Annotated in this window: 12 protein-coding genes; 3 read left to right on the top strand and 9 right to left on the bottom strand. The window is 73.3% G+C overall.

The genetic code is table 11. The features are described 5' to 3' along the window. Positions 1 to 26: 26 nt before the first annotated feature. Positions 27 to 1,574 carry a DUF4192 domain-containing protein gene (locus ACZ3TI_RS30450; RefSeq protein WP_465731826.1) on the bottom strand — a complete coding sequence of 516 codons (1,548 nt, stop codon included), beginning with the start codon at positions 1,572 to 1,574 and terminating at the stop codon, positions 27 to 29. A gap of 228 nt (positions 1,575 to 1,802) precedes the next feature. Between ACZ3TI_RS30450 and ACZ3TI_RS30445 the strand changes: the two genes are divergently transcribed. After that, a complete protein-coding gene (locus ACZ3TI_RS30445; protein WP_465731824.1) occupies positions 1,803 to 3,998 on the top strand; it encodes a RecQ family ATP-dependent DNA helicase in 2,196 nt (731 codons plus the stop codon). Positions 3,999 to 4,425: 427 nt separating this feature from the next. Then, positions 4,426 to 5,082: a hypothetical protein gene (locus ACZ3TI_RS30440; RefSeq protein ID WP_465731913.1), complete on the top strand. Its 657-nt coding sequence runs from the start codon at positions 4,426 to 4,428 to the stop codon at positions 5,080 to 5,082. 174 nt (positions 5,083 to 5,256) lie between these two features. On the opposite strand, the gene ACZ3TI_RS30435 is transcribed toward ACZ3TI_RS30440, so the two are convergent. The 3 genes from ACZ3TI_RS30435 to ACZ3TI_RS30425 form a co-directional block, all read right to left on the bottom strand. Then, positions 5,257 to 5,937, bottom strand: coding sequence for a hypothetical protein (locus ACZ3TI_RS30435; RefSeq protein ID WP_465731822.1), 681 nt, complete (start codon positions 5,935 to 5,937; stop codon positions 5,257 to 5,259). Positions 5,938 to 6,038: 101 nt separating this feature from the next. Further along, positions 6,039 to 6,737 carry a ribonuclease HII gene (locus tag ACZ3TI_RS30430; protein WP_465731820.1) on the bottom strand — a complete coding sequence of 233 codons (699 nt, stop codon included), beginning with the start codon at positions 6,735 to 6,737 and terminating at the stop codon, positions 6,039 to 6,041. Positions 6,738 to 6,928: 191 nt separating this feature from the next. Then, the gene (locus ACZ3TI_RS30425; protein ID WP_465731818.1) at positions 6,929 to 7,480 is read right to left on the bottom strand and encodes a TetR/AcrR family transcriptional regulator; all 552 of its coding nucleotides are present in this window, start codon (positions 7,478 to 7,480) and stop codon (positions 6,929 to 6,931) included. A 456-nt stretch (positions 7,481 to 7,936) separates the two neighbouring features. On the opposite strand from ACZ3TI_RS30425, the gene ACZ3TI_RS30420 reads away from it, so the two are divergent. After that, entirely contained in the window at positions 7,937 to 9,487 is a 1,551-nt protein-coding gene (locus ACZ3TI_RS30420; protein WP_465731816.1) for an MFS transporter, read from the top strand. A gap of 203 nt (positions 9,488 to 9,690) precedes the next feature. On the opposite strand, the gene ACZ3TI_RS30415 is transcribed toward ACZ3TI_RS30420, so the two are convergent. The 5 genes from ACZ3TI_RS30415 to ACZ3TI_RS30395 form a co-directional block, all read right to left on the bottom strand. Continuing rightward, positions 9,691 to 11,193 (bottom strand): DUF4153 domain-containing protein, encoded by a 1,503-nt coding sequence (locus tag ACZ3TI_RS30415; RefSeq protein ID WP_465731814.1) that lies wholly within the window; start codon positions 11,191 to 11,193, stop codon positions 9,691 to 9,693. Positions 11,194 to 11,565: 372 nt separating this feature from the next. Continuing rightward, on the bottom strand, positions 11,566 to 12,555 hold the full coding sequence (locus ACZ3TI_RS30410; protein WP_465731812.1) for a carbohydrate ABC transporter permease: 990 nt from the start codon (positions 12,553 to 12,555) through the stop codon (positions 11,566 to 11,568). After that, the gene (locus ACZ3TI_RS30405; RefSeq protein ID WP_465731810.1) at positions 12,552 to 13,586 is read right to left on the bottom strand and encodes a carbohydrate ABC transporter permease; all 1,035 of its coding nucleotides are present in this window, start codon (positions 13,584 to 13,586) and stop codon (positions 12,552 to 12,554) included. Before ACZ3TI_RS30405 ends, ACZ3TI_RS30410 begins: the two co-directional genes overlap by 4 nt. Positions 13,587 to 13,788: 202 nt before the next feature. Further along, the gene (locus ACZ3TI_RS30400; RefSeq protein WP_465731808.1) at positions 13,789 to 15,177 is read right to left on the bottom strand and encodes an ABC transporter substrate-binding protein; all 1,389 of its coding nucleotides are present in this window, start codon (positions 15,175 to 15,177) and stop codon (positions 13,789 to 13,791) included. A gap of 268 nt (positions 15,178 to 15,445) precedes the next feature. Next, positions 15,446 to 16,681: a cytochrome P450 family protein gene (locus tag ACZ3TI_RS30395; protein WP_465731806.1), complete on the bottom strand. Its 1,236-nt coding sequence runs from the start codon at positions 16,679 to 16,681 to the stop codon at positions 15,446 to 15,448. Positions 16,682 to 16,767: the final 86 nt, after the last annotated feature.

Here is a 16,767-nt window from a genome sequence, read left to right as displayed (position 1 = left end):
GGCGGGCCGGTGCGGCGACGGGTGGCTCAGTGGGCACGGCGGCCTCCCCTCGCCGCGCGCCGTACCCCGCGGCACCGGTGCAGACCGCTCCCGGAGCGGGCGGCGGCGGAAGCGCACGCCGCCGCGCGGCCGAGCCGCAGGCCCCGGGCGGACCGCTCCCCGGCCGGCCGGGCGCACCCGGGCGCCGCGGCCCGTCCCGGCGCGGGCAGCAGGGCGACCGGACCGGGGGCGCTCCCGTCCGGCGCCGGCCCGCCGGTGCCCCCGGCGCGGCCGGCACGCCCGCTACGGCCCGGGTTCGGATCGGCCGGGGCCGGCGCCGCGGTCGCGCCCTTCCGCCGGCTGCCCCGGCGGCGTCGGCGGCCGCCGGAGGCCCGGTCGGTCACCTCGGTGGGGGCCTCGCCCGCCGGCCCCGCAGGCGCCGGGGCCGCGGGCGCCGCTCCGTCGCCGGGAGGCGGCGGGTCGTCGGCCGGGGTGGACGCGGGCGCGTGCTGTTCGCGCCGCTGCCGCTGGGCCTCGACGGCGGCCATCAGCGCCCCGGGCGTCATGCCGTCGTTGAGGGACTCGTAGAGCAGCTCGGCCAGCAGGTAGTCCGGGGCGAGCCGCAGGACGTGCCCGAGCACGACCCGGGCCGTCGCGGTGTCCCCCGCGACCCAGGAGGCCCAGGCGAGCAGGGTGAGCGGGGCCACCGCGCAGCCCTCGTACGGCGGCACGGCGCGCCGGGCGAGGAAGCGCCAGAGCCGCTCGGCCGGGGCCAGCTCGGCGGGCCGCACGTACTCGACGCCGCGGTCCCGGACGGTCCGGTCCCGCAGGGCGAGCAGCAGCCGGGCCGTCCGCTCCGGGTCGAGCTCCCGGGCGCCGGCGGCGAACTCGGCGACGGCCTGGTCGAGCAGCCCGATGCCCTGCTCCCGGGAGAGGGAGCCCGCGGCCGCCTCGGCCCGGACGAGCGCCTCGCCCTGGACGGCATCCTCCGGCGGCCCGATCGGGGTCAGCCCGCCGATGATCGCCTTCCGGCTGCCGCGCGGCACCAGGCCGGCGACCGTCGCGGCGGCGGCCGCCGGGCCCGGATCGGGGCCCCGCCGCACGGCGTTTCCCGCCGGATCGCAGCACCCGGTGCCTCGACAGAGGAAAGACCACCAGCGGCCGTCCGAGACGCACAGCGACTCCTTGACCGCGACGCCCCGGCGCCCGAAGGCGGCCCGGAGGTCGTCGGCGAGCGGCCGCAGGCCGTCCACCACCGGCGGGGCGTGCGGCGCGCCGGGATCCTGGCAGAGGTAGAGGAGCACCTGGAGCGGCCGGGCGCCGTGCCGCTCGGAGAGGGCGACCAGCAGGGCGGCCGTCTCCTCCGCGGCGGCCGGCCACTGCGCGGGCGAGTCCGGCAGATCCGCCCGGATCACCCCGCCCTGGCGCAGGTCGGGGCCCTGCAGGCCGACCGCGACGATGCTGTCGTCGGGGTGGAACCCCAGGAGGTAGGGCAGCAGCTCGGCCATGTCGGCCGGACCGCGCATGACGACCGGCCGGTGCTCGGAGGCCGGGCCGAGGGACAGAATGACGTGTTCGTTGTTCATCGCGTTCATGGCCGCAAGAGTGGACGCAATCCGCGAACAGCGCCGAAACCGACTTTTTTCTGTGGATAACTCGGCCTCCGAATTTTCCTTAGCTCATTCGGCGTAAGCGACACGCCCTCCACAGAGTGATTTTTGACTTCCGTTCAGCGGATCAGCGGATGAAATACACCCCGTCTTCCCCTCCCCCGCCTCCCCGGCATTCGCCGCTTGTCGGCGGCACGGGGTTACATGGACGCCATGCAGCAGCCCGACACCCACACCACCGCCACCGCCGACCGCGCCGAGGTCCGGGCGCGGGCCGAGGCCGTCCTGCGCGAGCTCGCCGGCCCCGGCGCCGTCCTGCGCGAGGACCAGTGGACGGCCATCGAAGCCCTCGTGGTCGACCACCGCCGCGCCCTGGTCGTCCAACGCACCGGCTGGGGGAAGTCCGCGGTCTACTTCATCTCCACCGCCCTGCTCCGGGCCCGCGGCGCCGGGCCGACGGTGATCGTCTCGCCGCTGCTCGCCCTGATGCGCAACCAGGTCGAGTCGGCGGCCCGGGCCGGCATCCACGCCCGCACCATCAACTCGGCCAACACCGACGAGTGGGACGAGATCCAGGCCGAGGTCGCCGCCGGGAAGGTCGACATCCTGCTGGTCAGCCCCGAGCGGCTGAACAACCCGGACTTCCGCGACCAGGTACTGCCCAAGCTCGCCGCATCCACCGGCCTGCTGGTGGTCGACGAGGCCCACTGCATCTCGGATTGGGGGCACGACTTCCGGCCCGACTACCGCCGGCTGCGCACCATGCTGTCGGACCTGCCGCCCGGCGTCCCGGTGCTGGCCACCACCGCCACCGCCAACGCCCGGGTCACCGCGGACGTCGCCGAGCAGCTCGGCACCGGCACCTCCGACGAGCACGCGCTGGTGCTGCGCGGGCCGCTCGACCGGGAGAGCCTCACCCTGGGCGTGCTGGCCCTGCCCGACCCGGCACACCGGCTCGCCTGGCTGGCCGACCACCTCGACCGGCTCCCCGGCTCGGGCATCGTCTACACCCTGACGGTGGCCGCGGCCGAGGAGGTGACGGCCTTCCTGCGCGAGCGGGGCTTCCCGGTGGCCTCCTACTCCGGCCGCACCGAGGACGCCGAGCGCCGCACCGCCGAGGCCGACCTGCTGGCCAACCGGGTCAAGGCACTGGTCGCCACCTCCGCGCTCGGCATGGGCTTCGACAAGCCCGACCTCGGCTTCGTCGTGCACCTCGGCTCGCCCAGCTCGCCGATCGCCTACTACCAGCAGGTCGGCCGCGCCGGACGCGGCGTGGACCGCGCCGAGGTGCTGCTGCTGCCCGGCCGCGAGGACGAGGCGATCTGGCGCTACTTCGCCTCGCTGGCCTTCCCGCCGGAGGAGCAGGTGCGCCGCACGATCGACGCGCTGGCCGAGGCAGGCCGCCCGCTCTCCACCGCCGCCCTGGAGCCCCGGGTAGACCTGCGCCGGGCCCGGCTGGAGACCATGCTCAAGGTGCTCGACGTGGACGGCGCCGTCCGCCGGGTCAAGGGCGGCTGGACGGCCACCGGGCAGAGCTGGGAGTACGACACCGCCCGCTACGCCAAGGTCGCCGCCTCCCGGGAGGCGGAACAGCGGGCGATGCGCGAGTATGCGGCGGGCACCGGCTGCCGGATGGAGTTCCTGCGCCGCCAGCTGGACGACGAGCAGGCCGCGCCGTGCGGGCGGTGCGACAACTGCGCGGGGCCGCTGCACACCCCGGACGTCTCCGCCGAGACGCTGGCCGCCGCCCGGGCCGCGCTCGGCCGCCCGGGCGTGAGCTTCGAGCCGCGCCGCCTCTGGCCGACCGGGATGGACGCGCTCGGGGTGCCGCTCAAGGGCCGGATCCCGGCGGGCGAGCAGGCCGAGACCGGCCGGGCGCTCGGCCGACTGTCCGACATCGGCTGGGGCAACCGGCTGCGCACCCTGCTGGCCGAGCAGGCCCCGGACGTGCCGGTGCCCGGCGAGGCGGTGGACGCGCTGGTAGCGGTGCTCGCCGACTGGGCGCGCGGGCCGGGCGGCTGGGCAGGGCCCGCGACGACCGAGGGCGCCCGGCTGGAGCGGCCGGTCGGCGTGGTGACCATGGCCTCCTCGACCCGCCCCCAGCTGGTCGGCAGCCTCGGCGCACGGATCGCCGAGGTCGGACGGCTGCCGCTGCTCGGCCGGATCGAGTACGCGGGCGGGCTTCCGCCGCACGGGGCCCGAAGCAACAGCGCCCAGCGGCTGCACTCGCTGGCCGGGGCGCTGGTCCTGCCGCCGGAGGTGGAGCAGGCGGTGGCGGCCGCCGGCGGGCCGGTGCTGCTGGTGGACGACCTGGTGGACTCGGGCTGGACGGTCACCGTGGCCGCCCGGCTGCTGCGCCGGGCCGGGGCGAGCGCGGTGTTGCCGCTGGTGCTGGCGGTCCAGGGGTGACGGATGGGGAGACGGTCGGCGAGAGAGCACCGGCCGTCACTCGAATGGCCTAACAGAGAGGAGCAGGCCGAGCGATTTGGATCACACCGGTCATCCGGTCCGGAGAAAGGAGTGGTCACCGTGTCGAGGACGGTTCACCTCGCGGTTCGACCGTTGCGGATCAAGGACCGGCGGTGCTCCGGCGGCGCCCGGGCCGCGATGGAACATATGCGGCAGACCATGGGCTATCGGATGGCATTCGTCATTTCATCATTGCCGCCCCGCCCCCGATGCCCCGAGAATTGGGAGGTACCCGAAACTCGGTCCGCCGGACCCGTCCTTCGGCGTACCCAGGCACCCGCCTGCCCGCGGGCCAGGAAGGAGGATCGTGGTCAACGGTATCGACCGAGGTCAGAATCCCCTCTCCCGGAGTTCGACGCCCAGACGGGTGCTGGACGAGGAGACCTGGGCCGACTCGGGGATCCCGTTGCTGCGCGACCCGCGCGAGTTCGTCCTGGAACTGCACCCGCGCCACCTGCCCCAGCCGGGCACGGTCGTGGTCGGCGTCCTGGACGCGCTCCACCGCCTCGCCGCCTCGGCCTCCTTCACCCCCTGGCCGCACGACACCGACGGCTGGCAGCACCGGAACGCCCTGCTGGCACACCTGCGCCGGGTCGTCCCACACGACCTGCGGCTGCCCGAGCCGACCCGCACGGCCGTGCTGCTGCGCTGCCGCGACGGCGCACCCGGCTGGACGGAGCAAGACGGCGCCTGGATGTGGGCGCTGCGGGACGCGGCCGCGCTGCACGGGCTGCGCTGCGGCGCGTACATCGGGCTGACGCCGGCGGGCTGGCAGGTGCTCGGGGACGGCCGGAGCGGACGCAATCCGCACGCGGGTTCGTGGGCGGACGGTCCGGTGCACACCGTGACGGAGCTGCCTCCGCGCTCGGCCCTCGACGCGCCGCGCGGCCAGCGCGGCCTTCGGCAGTCGGTGGAGCAGGGCGAGCCCGTCCGCGAGGTGCAGCGCTCCCCGCAGTCCGAGCCCCCGTGGGTCCCGGCGCGGATCGCGACGGCCGAGCCGACCCGCCGTACCGGCACCGGCTGAACCGCCGAAGCCGCAGAACCTGCCGAGTCGCCGAACTCACCGAAGCCTCCGGACGCAGGCATGGGCACCGAGCACCCGGGCCCGGCAATCCCCGCCATCGCCCCGACCGCCCGGGGCGGGACGGAGTTCGGGCCCGGCGCCGTACGGCACCGGGCCCGGAGGGAACGGCTGCGGTCAGGCGTTGACCGGGCGTCCGGGCGCGGCGCCGGCCACCCCCGCGGTCGCCGGGCCGGCGTCGCCGCAGACCACCAGCAGGGCGGTCGCGCGGCCGAGTGCCTCGGTGTACGCCTCGGCGGCCCGGGCGGGCGTTCCGCCGTTGACCACCAGGACGACCACCTCGCGGCGGGCCGGGCGGGTCAGCGCGGCGTCCGCGTAGAACACGTCACCGCCGTCGGCGAGTTGCGCCCAGTAGCGCTCCTCGCCGAAGGACAGCTCGTGCTGCTGCCAGGGGTGCGTCTCGCCGACCGTCAGCACCAGGATGTCGCCCGGGTTGCGGCCGGAGTCCAGCAGCAGGTCGACGGCGTCGTCGGCACGCTCCACCGCCTCGGCCGGGGTGGCGGCGATCCGCTGGACCTCCACCTGCGGCGGGGCGGCGGCCGGCCGGCGCGGTGCCGGACCGGGCTTGGGGATCAGCCGCGGCGGGCCGGGCCGGGCGGCGCGCGGCGCTGCCGGGCGCGGAGGCGCCGGGCGGGGGCCGGGCACGGCGGCCGGAGTGGCGACGGTGGTGGGTGCGGTGGCGGGCGCGCCGCCGGTGGCAGGCGCGCGGAGGGCTTGTGCGTCCGACTCTCGGGGGAAGGGAACGCCGGGGCCCGGGAGGCTCTCGTGAATCTCCGGCTCCTCGGGGAAGACAGGCATACCCGGATATCTATCAAATGCCGGTCGAACGCGCACGGGCGCCCCACCCATTGGGCACCGAACTCCCTGCACCCCCACTCGGGGCAATTCGCGACGGACCGTCAGAAACCGAGCGTCAACTGTTCGTCGGCGGATCCCTGACCGTCGCCCACACCCTCCCGGACGCGCTTCAGATGACGCCACTTCGGCAGTCCGTCCATGTACGCCCAGGAGATCCGGTGGTGCTCGGTGGGACCGAGTTCCTCCAGCGCGGCGCGGTGCACCGGGGACGGGTAGCCGGCGTTGTCGGCGAAGCCGTACTCCGGGCACCCCTCGCCCAGTTCGGACATCAGGCCGTCACGGTGGACCTTGGCGAGCACCGAGGCCGCCGAGACGCAGATGCAGGACTGGTCGCCCTTGATCACCGTGCGCACCCGCCAGGGGCCGCCCAGGTAGTCGTGCTTGCCGTCCAGGATCACCGCGTCGGGCTCGACCGGCAGCGCCTCCAGCGCGCGGACCGCGGCAAGTCGCAGCGCCGCCGTCATGCCGAGTTCGTCGCACTCCTGCGGCGAGGCCTGCCCGAGGGCGTACGCGGCGACCCAGTCGGCGAGGACCGGGGCGAGCGCGCGGCGGCGCAGTTCGGTGAGCAGCTTGGAGTCGGTCAGCCCCTCCGGCGCCCTGCGCAGGCCGGTGACGGCAGCGCCGACGGTGACCGGTCCGGCCCAGGCGCCGCGCCCGACCTCGTCCAGTCCGACGACGATCCTGGCGCCAGCCCGGCGGAGCGAGCGTTCGACGGAGTGCGTCGGCGGGACGATGGGCATGGTGTGGCTTCCGTTCAACTGGGGCAGCCTCCAGCCTAAGCCCGCCCCACACCCGCCGGATCCGCCGCCCTCGGGGCCGCACCGGGACCGCAGTGGGTCCGCACCAGGCCCGTACCGGGTCCGCACCGGTCCGTACCGGGCCCACCGCCGTCAGGCCGCGCCGGGTTCGCGCGCGAGCCCGCCTCAGGTCTTCAGGCGCGGATCATCGGCTGCAGGACCTCGTCCACCAGCCTGGTGGCGAAGTCCGGCCCCAGGTCCTGGAATCCGCGGATCTTGGCCTGGTAGAGCAGCATCGCCGGAATGACATCGGCCACCAGCGGGGTGGCCGCGCCGGGCCGTACGTCCCCGCGCTCGGTGCCGCGGCGGAGGATCTCCAGGATGGTGGCCGTGGTCGGGCCGATGACCCGGTCGTCGATGAAGGCCTTGAAGACCTCGGCCTGCTCCTGGTCGATCTCGGCCATCAGCGCTTGGAGGGCGGCGCCGACCCGGGAGGTCACCGCGGCCGTGAACGCCCCGATGAGCTGCAGGAGTTCGTCACGGGCGGACCCGAGGTCGGGGGTGTCGTAAGGGCGTGGAAGAGTGGCGTCCAGGGCGTCGATGACGAGTTCGTCCTTGGATGCCCAGCGCCGGTAGAGCGCGGCCTTCCCGGTCCGTGCCGCACCGGCGACCCCTTCCATCGTCAGCCGCGCGTATCCGCCGGAGGTGAGCTGGTCGAGCGTGGCCTCGAAGATCGCGTTCTCCAACTCCTTCCCCCGACGCCTCCCGGGCCGCGCCAGGGCCTGATGGGCGGCCCGCACCGGACAGAGGGCCGGCTCGGCAGTCGACCGGGCACTCGAGGCACCCGGCTCGCCGACCGGGACCACGCCCTCCGAGGCAGCCGAAGGACCCGAGGCACCCGAAGGGCCGGAAGCACCCGAGGCACCGGAGACCGCCGGGACCTCCGCCGACCTGCCGGTCGATCGACCCGACGACCGCCCCGACGACCGACTGGACCGCTCCGCCACCAGGCGCCGCACCAACCGCTCCATCGCCACCACCCTTAAGGAACGCTTGCGTTCACAATCAAGCCCAGGATATCGTCCGGATTAGTGAACGATCCCGTTCCTTCCCGCTCTGCGCAAGGGCGCAGCGCCACACCCGGACACCGGCGGTCCGCCGGGTCCACAGCACCGAGCACGTAGCCAGCAGGGGGCACATTCGTGGCTATCTCCGACACGCTCAGCAAGAACTCACCACCGCCGTCCTCGCAAGGGCGGGGCAAGGGCATCACCCTGACCGTCATCGCGGCGACCCAGCTCATGGTGGTGCTCGACGCGACCATCGTGAACATCGCGCTGCCGCACATCAAGGACGCCCTGAACTTCTCCACCACCGACCTGTCCTGGGTCATCAACGCCTATACGCTGACCTTCGGCGGGCTGCTGCTGCTCGGTGGTCGCGCGGGTGACATCCTCGGCCGCCGCCGGGTGTTCATCTTCGGCACCCTGCTGTTCGGCCTGGCCTCGCTGCTCGGCGGTTTCGCGCAGGACAGCACCCTGCTGCTGGCCGCCCGCGCGCTCCAGGGCATCGGTGGCGCGATCTGTTCCCCGACGGCCTTCGCGCTGATCGCCACCAACTTCGACGAGGGACCGGAACGCAACAAGGCGTTCGGCGTGTTCTCGGCGGTGGCCGGCTCGGGCGCCGCGATCGGCCTGCTGGCCGGCGGTCTGCTCACCGAGTACCTGAACTGGCGCTGGGTGTTCTTCGTCAACGTGCCGATCGCGGTGCTGATCGCGATCGCCGCGCCGCGCTACATCGCCGAGTCCGAGCGCCACCCGGGCCGCTTCGACCTGCCCGGCGCGCTCACCTCGACTCTCGGCCTGGTCGGGCTGGTCTACGGGTTCATCCGGGCCGCCTCGGACGGCTGGTCGGACAGCATCACGCTCGGGTCGTTCGCGGCCGGCGCGGTCCTGCTGGCCGCCTTCCTCGTGATCGAGAACCGCACCGACCAGCCGATCACCCCGATGCACCTGTTCGCAGACCGCAACCGCACCGGCGGCCTGGTGATGATGCTCTGCCTGGCCGCGGCCATGTTCGGCATCTTCTTCTACGTGGTGCTGTTCGTGCAGGGCCCGCTCGGCTACAGCCCGCTCATGGCCGGCGTGTCCTTCCTGCCGATCAGCGTCTCGATCATCATCGCCGCGCAGATCGCGTCCACCCTCCAGGCCAAGTACGGCCCGAAGCCGTTCATGGCGGGCGGCGCGCTGCTGGTCACCGTCGGCCTGAGCTGGCTGACCCTGATGGACAAGGACAGCAGCTACCTGGACGGGGTGCTCGGCCCCACGGTGGTCTTCGGCTTCGGCATGGGTCTGATCTTCGTCCCGGTGATGCTGCTCTCCGTCGCGGGCGTCCCGGGCGAGGAGACCGGGGCCGCCTCCGGTCTGCTCAACTCGATGCAGCAGATCGGCGGTTCGCTCGGCCTGTCGATCCTGACCACGGTCTTCGCGCACTACGCCACGGCCGAGGCCACCGTGCAGCTGCCGAAGTTCATGCAGACCGCGAATCCGGAGCAGCTGGCCTACCTCCAGCAGCACCACGAGTTCCCGGCGGGGACGGACGCCGCCAACACCGTGCTCACCCAGGGCATTTCGCACGGCTTCATCGTGGGCGCCGCGCTCGCGGCGGTCGCCCTGGTGGTCGCGGTCGTCGTGATCAAGGCCAAGGCGAGCGACCTGCCGAGCGGCGACTCCGCTCCCGTCGCGATGCACTGACGTTGCACTGACGCCGCCCCGACGTTGCACTGACACCGACCGGCACCGACCGGCGCTTACGGTCGCTTACGGTCGCTTACGGGCGCCGACGGAACACCGACCGGCACCGGCGGGCACGCCGCAACGACACCCAGGGCCGGCCGGGAGCAGCACGCTCCCGGCCGGCCCTGCCGCTGTCCCGGACACCCCCACCCCCGGTGGGGCTACCAGACCTCGTACCCCAGCCCCGCGCGGTCGCAGGCCCGGCGGCCGATCGTCGAGGAGTCGACCGGCGGCCGCTCCGCCAGGATCTGCCGGGCCCGTGCCACGGTGGCGGCGGTCGCGTACCAGGGCGTCGACCCCTGGCCCAGGTCCTCCCGGATCAGCTCCAGCGCACAGCTCCGCTGCGGCTCGGGGAGCCGGTCCAGGGCGGGCACCGCGTCCGCCGAGAGCGTGCGGACGTTGCGCAGGTCGATGCTCGCGGTGTGCGGGTCGGTCCGCAGCGCCTGCTCGTACCGGGCGACGTTCTGCTCGGCGATGATCGCGTCGGGGCCCATCAGCCCGTACACGGCGACGGTGAGCATCCCGCTGAGGACGACGGTGCGCGGGAGCCAGCCGGTGCGGCCGGTCAGCCCGGAGGCGATCAGCAGCAGGAAGACGACGCCGAGCCAGACCTCGACCACGAGCACCCAGAGGCGCAGCTGGGTGAGCCCGGAGGCGTCCACGTAGAACCACATCCGGCCGAGAGCCGAGGCGACCACGGCCAGTGCGAGCACGCAGAGCAGCCCGAGCAGGATCCTCGCCACCCGGCGGTCGGCGGCGGTGGTGCGCGGCGCCCAGCGCTTGGCGACCGCCACCACGACCAGGGTCAGCACGGTGATCACGCTCAGCTGCCAGAAGCCCTGCCGGGCGTACGCGGAGCGGCTCATCCCGGTGCTGCTGAGCACGGCGTCCGCGCCGCCGAGCACCACCACGGCCTGGATCACCGCGAAGACGCCGAACATCAGGTTCAGCGCGACCAGCGGCAGCGCCCACTCCAGCCGCCGCCGTTCCCGGCCCGGCCGGATCGCCGTCCGGTCCCAGCGGCGCGGGCCGGCCGCGATGTGGGCGAAGCCCAGCGCGGTGAGCGTCCCGATCACGAACAGCAGACCGCGCCCCGGGAACTGGTCGAGGTCGAAGTCCGGGCGGAGGTTGCTCAGCAGGTCCGCCATGGCGGCGTCGGCGCTGGCGAACAGCAGGCCGAAGACGGTCAGCAGGACGGCGGCGACCACGACCGCCTTGAGCACCGGGACGATCCGGCCGCGACCGGGCAGCGGGCGCCCCTCGGTGCTGGTCCAGGCCCACCCCAGGGCGGGCACCAGCTGCCACAGGAGGCCGGGGAGGGCGAGCAGGACGCCGGACCACCGGCGCCCTCCGTGCAGGGCGAGCGACGCCAGGCCGAGCGCACAGAGAACGGCCAGCAGCGTCGGCCAGCCGGCCTCCCAGAGCGCCGGGACGGCGAGCAGGGCCAGGGCGAGCAGGCTCCAGACGACGGTCCAGGGCCGGATCCGGCGGCCCGCCGCGCGGGCGGCGAACCCGGCCCCGACGGCGGCGGCGACACCACAGACCAGCAGGTTCGCCCCTAGGCCGTCGTACAGCAGCCAGGCCGTCAGCAGGCCGGTGACCAGGGCTGCCAGGAGCACCCGGGGCGTGGCCGCCGCCCGGCGTTCGGGTTCGCTCTGTCGCAACCAGCTCCTGGGCGCGCGTGTGCCGGCTGCCCGGTAGGGGCCGGACGGACCGTACGGACCGCCCGCGCCGAAGGGCTCGTAGCGCGGCCGCACCGGCGGGGGCGGCGGATCGGCCGAGGCGGGCGTGGACAGACCGGACATGGGTCCCCCTCAGTGGTCGACGGGCATGCGGAAGCCGCCCTCGGGGCAGTCCGCCGGCGGGCGCGCTCGGCGCCGCCGTCACTGCCGACTGTAGACCATTCTGAACAGGTTCAAAAGTTGATTCTGAACGCGTTCAGAACCACCCTCGCCGCCAGCCTCGCCACCGCCCTCGCCGCCAGCCACCAGCCACCACCGGCCGTGCCCTCGGTGCTCCTCCGGTCATCCCGCCGGTTACCCCTTCACCGAGCCGGCCAGCAGCCCCCGCACGAAGTACCGCTGCAGGCTGAAGAAGACGGCCAGCGGCACGATGATCGACAGGAACGCCCCCGCCGTCAGCAGCTCCCAGCGCCCGCCGAGGGAGCCCGACAGCTGCGCCAGCCGTACCGTCATCGGCGCCACCTCCGGCGTGCCGCCCGCGAATGTCAGCGCGACCAGCAGGTCGTTCCAGACCCACAGGAACTGGAAGATCGCGAACGAGGCCAGCGCCGGGGCGCTCAGCGGCAGCACGATCGAGCGGAAGATCTTGAAGTGCGAGGCGCCGTCCACCACCGCCGCCTCCATCAGGTCGCGCGGCAGCTGGGCGATGAAGTTGTGCAGCAGGAACACCGCCAGCGGCATCGCGAACATGGTGTGCGCCAGCCAGACCGGCGCGTAGCTGCCCTTCAGGTCCACCGCCGGGACCAGCGTCAGCGATCCCAGGTGCGCGCCGCCGGCGAACAGCCGCAGCAGCGGGATCAGCGCCATCTGGAGCGGCACCACCTGCAGCGCGAACACCGTGAAGAAGACCGCGTCGCTCCCCCGGAACCGCACCCAGGCCAGCGCGTAGGCCGCCATCGCCGCGAGCACCAGTGGGAAGACGGTCGCCGGGACGCTGATCGCCAGCGAGTTCACCAGGAACGGCATCAGACCGGTGGAGGCGCCGGAGCCGCCCTCGAACAGCACCGAGTGGTAGTTGCCGAGGCCGAAGTCCGGGTGGAGCAGGGCGCTCCACCAGCCGCTGGAGGTCACGTCCTGCTTGGGGCGCAGCGAGGTCACCAGCAGGCCCAGTGTCGGGATCGTCCAGAGCACCGTCATCGCGATCACGAACACCGAGGCCAGCGGGCTGCTGAAGGCCTTGCGGACCGGACCGCCGGGGCCGCCGGCAGCCCTCGCGGGCCTGCCCGGGCCTCCGGCTGTTCCGGTCAGCGCCTTCGGGACGGAGGTCTTCCGAAGCGAGGTCACCGCACCTCACGCTCCTTCCGCAGCTGGACGATGTTGTAGGCCACCAGCGGCAGCACCGCGAGGAAGAGGATCACCGCGAGGGCGCTGCCCCGCCCGGCGTTGAACTGCACGAAGGACTGCGAGTACATCTCGTTGGCCAGCACCTGGGTGCCGAAGTTGCCGCCGGTCATGGTGCGGACGATGTCGAAGGCCTTCAGCGTGATGATCATGACGGTGGTCAGCACCACCATCACCGTGGTGCGGATCATCGGCACGGTGACGTACCAGAACAGCCGCACCCCGCTCGCGCCGTCCAGCCGGGCCGCCTCCACGACCTCGTCCGGGATCGCCTTGATCGCCGCCGAGAGCACCACCATCGCGAAGCCGGTCTGCACCCAGACCAGCACCGCCATCAGCAGGAAGGTGTTCAGCGGCTGCGAGAGCATCCAGTTCGGCGGGTCCTCCCAGCCCACCGCGACGGCGAGTCGGCTCAGCAGGCCGATCTGCGGCTGCCCGGGGCCGCGCGACTCGTAGACGAACTTGAAGATGATCGAGGCGCCGACCAGCGAGATCGCCATCGGCATGAAGATCAGCGACTTGTACACGGACTGGCCGCGCATCCGGTCCACCAGGAGCGCCAGCACCAGCCCCAGCCCGGTCGCCACCAGCGGTGCGACCACCAGCCACAGCAGGGTGTTGAACAGCACGTCCTGCACCGAGTCGGTGGTCAGCGCCCAGCCGAAGTTCTCGCCGCCGACGAACCGGCTGCCGTCGTCGTTCTGCAGGCTCAGGTAGACGGTGCGGATCAGCGGCACCACCAGGCCCACCGCCAGCAGCAGCACCGCCGGCCCGAGGAACACCGCGACGGCGAGCGGGCGGGCCAGCCTGCCGCGGGCCCGGCCGGCGACCAGGAAGACCACCAGCAGGATGCCGAGGAAGCCCGCGACGGCACCGAAGGTGTTGCCGAACTTGACCGCCGCGTCGCCCCAGGAGCCGGCCGCCAGTCTCTCGGCGGCCAGCGCAGCGGGCGACGTGGATCCGGATACGGACATGACTGTACGTCCCTTCGGGTGCCTTGGGGTGCGGTGGGAAGGGGGCGGGCGGTGCGGGTGGGTGGCCCCGCACCACCCTCGACAGGTGGTCCCGGTGACGCGCCGGAGCGCGTCGGAGCCGGACTGCCGCGACCCGGCCGCAGCGGCCGGACGGTGCCGGTGTCGACGACCCGGCTGCCGCGGTCCGGCCGCTGCCGCCCGGCTACTGCGGCCAGGCGGCGTCGATGTCGGCGGCGGTCTTCTGGATCGACTGCCCCTCGGCGAACCAGGCGGTGAGCGACTTCCACTCCTGCCCGGCGCCGACCGCGGCCGGCATCAGGTCGGAGCCGTCGAAGCGGAAGGTGGCCGCGGGGTCGGTCAGCGCCTCGGCCGACAGCTTGTCGATCGGGTCGGTGTACAGGCTCTTGTCCACGCCCTGATTGGCCGAGACCCAGCCGCTCGCGGTCTTCACCCGGCTGCTCGCCCAGTCCGAGCTGGACAGGTAGTTCTGCACCGCCTGCACCTCGGGCCGGCTCGCGAAGGCGGCCAGGAACTCACCACCGCCCTCGACCGGGTTGGCGACGGACGGGTTCACCGCGGGCAGGTGGAAGGCGAAGACGTCGCCGTCCGGGCCGACCTTGGTGCCCTTGGGCCACTGCGCCTCGTAGAAGGAGGCCTGCTGCAGCATCATGCACTTGCCGCTCAGGACCGGCGTGCCCGCGTCCTGGAAGGTGGTGGTGGCGATCGACTTCACGTCGCCGAAGCCCGCGTTGACCCAGGCCGGGTTCTGCATCCAGTCGGCGACCGTCTTCATCGCCGTGGTGATCTTCTCGTCGGAGAACTTCACCCGGTGGCCGACCCACTGGTCGTACACGTCGCCGCCGTAGCTGCCCAGCACCACCTCCTCCAGCCAGTCGGTGGCCGGCCAGCCGGTGGCCGTACCGGAGGCGATTCCGCCGCACCACGGCTTGGCGCCGCCGGCCTTGGCGATCCGGTCACTGAGCGCCATCAGCTCCGCCCAGGTCTTCGGCGCCTCGTAGCCGGCCGCCTTGAAGGCCTTCGGCGAGTACCAGACCAGCGACTTCATGTTGGCGCTCATCGGAGCCGCGTAGAAGGTGCCGTTGACCGAGCCGTAGGTCTTCCAGATCGGGCTCCACTTGTCCTGGTTGGCGACGGTCTGGGCGGGTGGTTTCACCACCTTGCCGCTCTTCACCATCTGCGCCAGCAGGCCCGGTTGCGGGACGATCGCGAAGTCCGGGGCGTTGCCGCCGGCCACCCGGACCGGCAGCTGCGACTCGAAGTCGTTCGATCCCTCGTAACTGATCTTGATCCCGGTGCACTTGGCGAACTCGGACCAGGACTTCTCCAGGTTGTCCGACTCCGGGCTCAGGATGGAGGCGAACACCGTCACGGTCGTGCCCGAATGCCCGGCGTACGGCTGGTACTTGGCGCAGTCGCCGGACAGCGACTGGGCGGCGGCGCCTCCGCCGTCACCCGAACCGCCGGAACTGTTGGAGCAGGCCGCGGTCAGCGCCAGTGCCGCCAGCAGGGCGGGTACGGCGGCCAGTCGCCGGCGGTGACTCGGTTGCGGCGCGGTCGGGGTGGGGGTCAATGCGGTCCTCCTCGCCAGGGCATGCTGCCGATGGTGGCTGAACGACATTGCGCTGTACCGGAGATGGGCCTACAGGGATCGCGAGCGGGCGGCGGCCGAACTGATCGAAGACGTTAACGCAGCAGCCGCCCTTCGCCAAGGTCCGCGTTCGACTTTCACAAGCCGGTGTCCCGACCGTGCTCCGCGACCAGGCGATTCCCGGATCGCCACCACCAGAAGTCGAAGGCCCCGACCGGAATCCGGACGGGGCCCACCACATGACGATACGTCAGACACTGATCGCGCCGGCTCGGAACAGCCGGATCGGCAGCTCCAGCAGACTGTTCACCACCAGCGACCCGCTCGGCCGCAGCTCGGCGTCCGGCACCGCGAGCGACAGCTCCGGGAAACGGTCGAACAGCGCCGGCAGCGCGATCCCCGCCTCCAGCCGGGCCAGCGGCGAGCCCGGGCACACGTGCGGGCCGTGGCCGAAGGACAGGTGGCGGCTCGGGTCCCGGGTGATGTCGAACAGCTCAGCCGTCACCCCGTGCTGCAGCGGGTCACGGCCGATCGCGTTGTACGAGACCAGCACCGGCTCGCCCGCCGGGATCACCACGTCGCCGACCGGTATTGGCGCGGCGGTGAAGCGGAACAGGAAGTTGCTGGTCGGCGGCGTCCAGCGGAGCGACTCCTCCACCACCGCGTCCCAGGACACCTGGCCCGAGCGCACCAGCTCCAGCTGGTCCGGGTGGGCCAGCAGCGCCCGCACCGCGTTGCCGATCAGGTTCACCGTGGTCTCGTGGCCGGCCGCGATGATCACCCGCAGGGTGGCCGCCGCCTCCGCGTCGGTCAGCGCCCCGCCCTCGGTGTCCGCCGCCAGCAGCACGCTCGCCAGGTCCTCGCCCGGGGCCGAACGGCGCTGCGCCACCAGCTCGTTGACGAAGGCGTTCAGCCCGGCGATGGTCGCCTGGATGCCCGCCGGGTCCGGCTTGATGCCGAAGAACCGCTCGTACAGGTCACGCAGCACGCCGTGGTCCGACTCCGGCACGCCCAGCAGCGAGCAGATCACCGTCATCGGCAGCGGGAAGGCGAAGGCCGTCTTCAGGTCGACCTCCGGCTCCCCCGCCGCCAGGGCGTCCAGCAGCGCGTGGGTGATCTCCTCGACGCGCGGGCGCATCAGCTCCACCCGGCGCGGGGTGAAGGCCTGCGCGACCAGCGCCCGCAGCCGGCGGTGCTCGGCACCGTCCGTGGTCACCATGCTCGGACCGGGCACCGCCAGACCGATCAGCGGCCAGGTCTTCGACACCTCGCCGCGCTGGTAGGCGCCCCAGTGCGCGGCGTCCTTCACCAGCCGGGCGTCCGTCAGCAGCTCGCGGGCCGCCGCGTGCTGCGTCACCGCCCAGGCGGCCACGCCGCCGGGCAGCTCGACCGGCACCACCGGGCCGGCCGCCCGCAGCAGGGCGCCCTCGGCCGCGTTGTCACGGGCCAGCGGGTCGAGGACGATCGGGGCCGGAGCGGCGGTCATCGGCAACTCTCTTTCGGACGACGGGAATCGGACGGCGACGGGCATACCGGAACGACGGGCGCCCGGGACGACGGCGACGGGTACCG

The sequence above is a fragment of the Kitasatospora sp. NPDC023120 genome, from assembly GCF_055560835.1.
The sequence above is the reverse complement of the archived record's forward strand: the minus strand, read 5'-3'. Positions and strand labels throughout refer to the sequence as shown.

Excerpts from the sequence above, each read along its gene's own strand:
- ACZ3TI_RS30450 (WP_465731826.1), bottom strand. The coding sequence starts at position 1,574 with ATGAACGCGATGAACAACGAACACGTCATTCTGTCCCTCGGCCCGGCC.
- ACZ3TI_RS30445 (WP_465731824.1), top strand. The coding sequence starts at position 1,803 with ATGCAGCAGCCCGACACCCACACCACCGCCACCGCCGACCGCGCCGAG.
- ACZ3TI_RS30435 (WP_465731822.1), bottom strand. The coding sequence starts at position 5,937 with ATGCCTGTCTTCCCCGAGGAGCCGGAGATTCACGAGAGCCTCCCGGGC.
- ACZ3TI_RS30430 (WP_465731820.1), bottom strand. The coding sequence starts at position 6,737 with ATGCCCATCGTCCCGCCGACGCACTCCGTCGAACGCTCGCTCCGCCGG.
- ACZ3TI_RS30405 (WP_465731810.1), bottom strand. The coding sequence starts at position 13,586 with ATGTCCGTATCCGGATCCACGTCGCCCGCTGCGCTGGCCGCCGAGAGA.
- ACZ3TI_RS30395 (WP_465731806.1), bottom strand. The coding sequence starts at position 16,681 with ATGACCGCCGCTCCGGCCCCGATCGTCCTCGACCCGCTGGCCCGTGAC.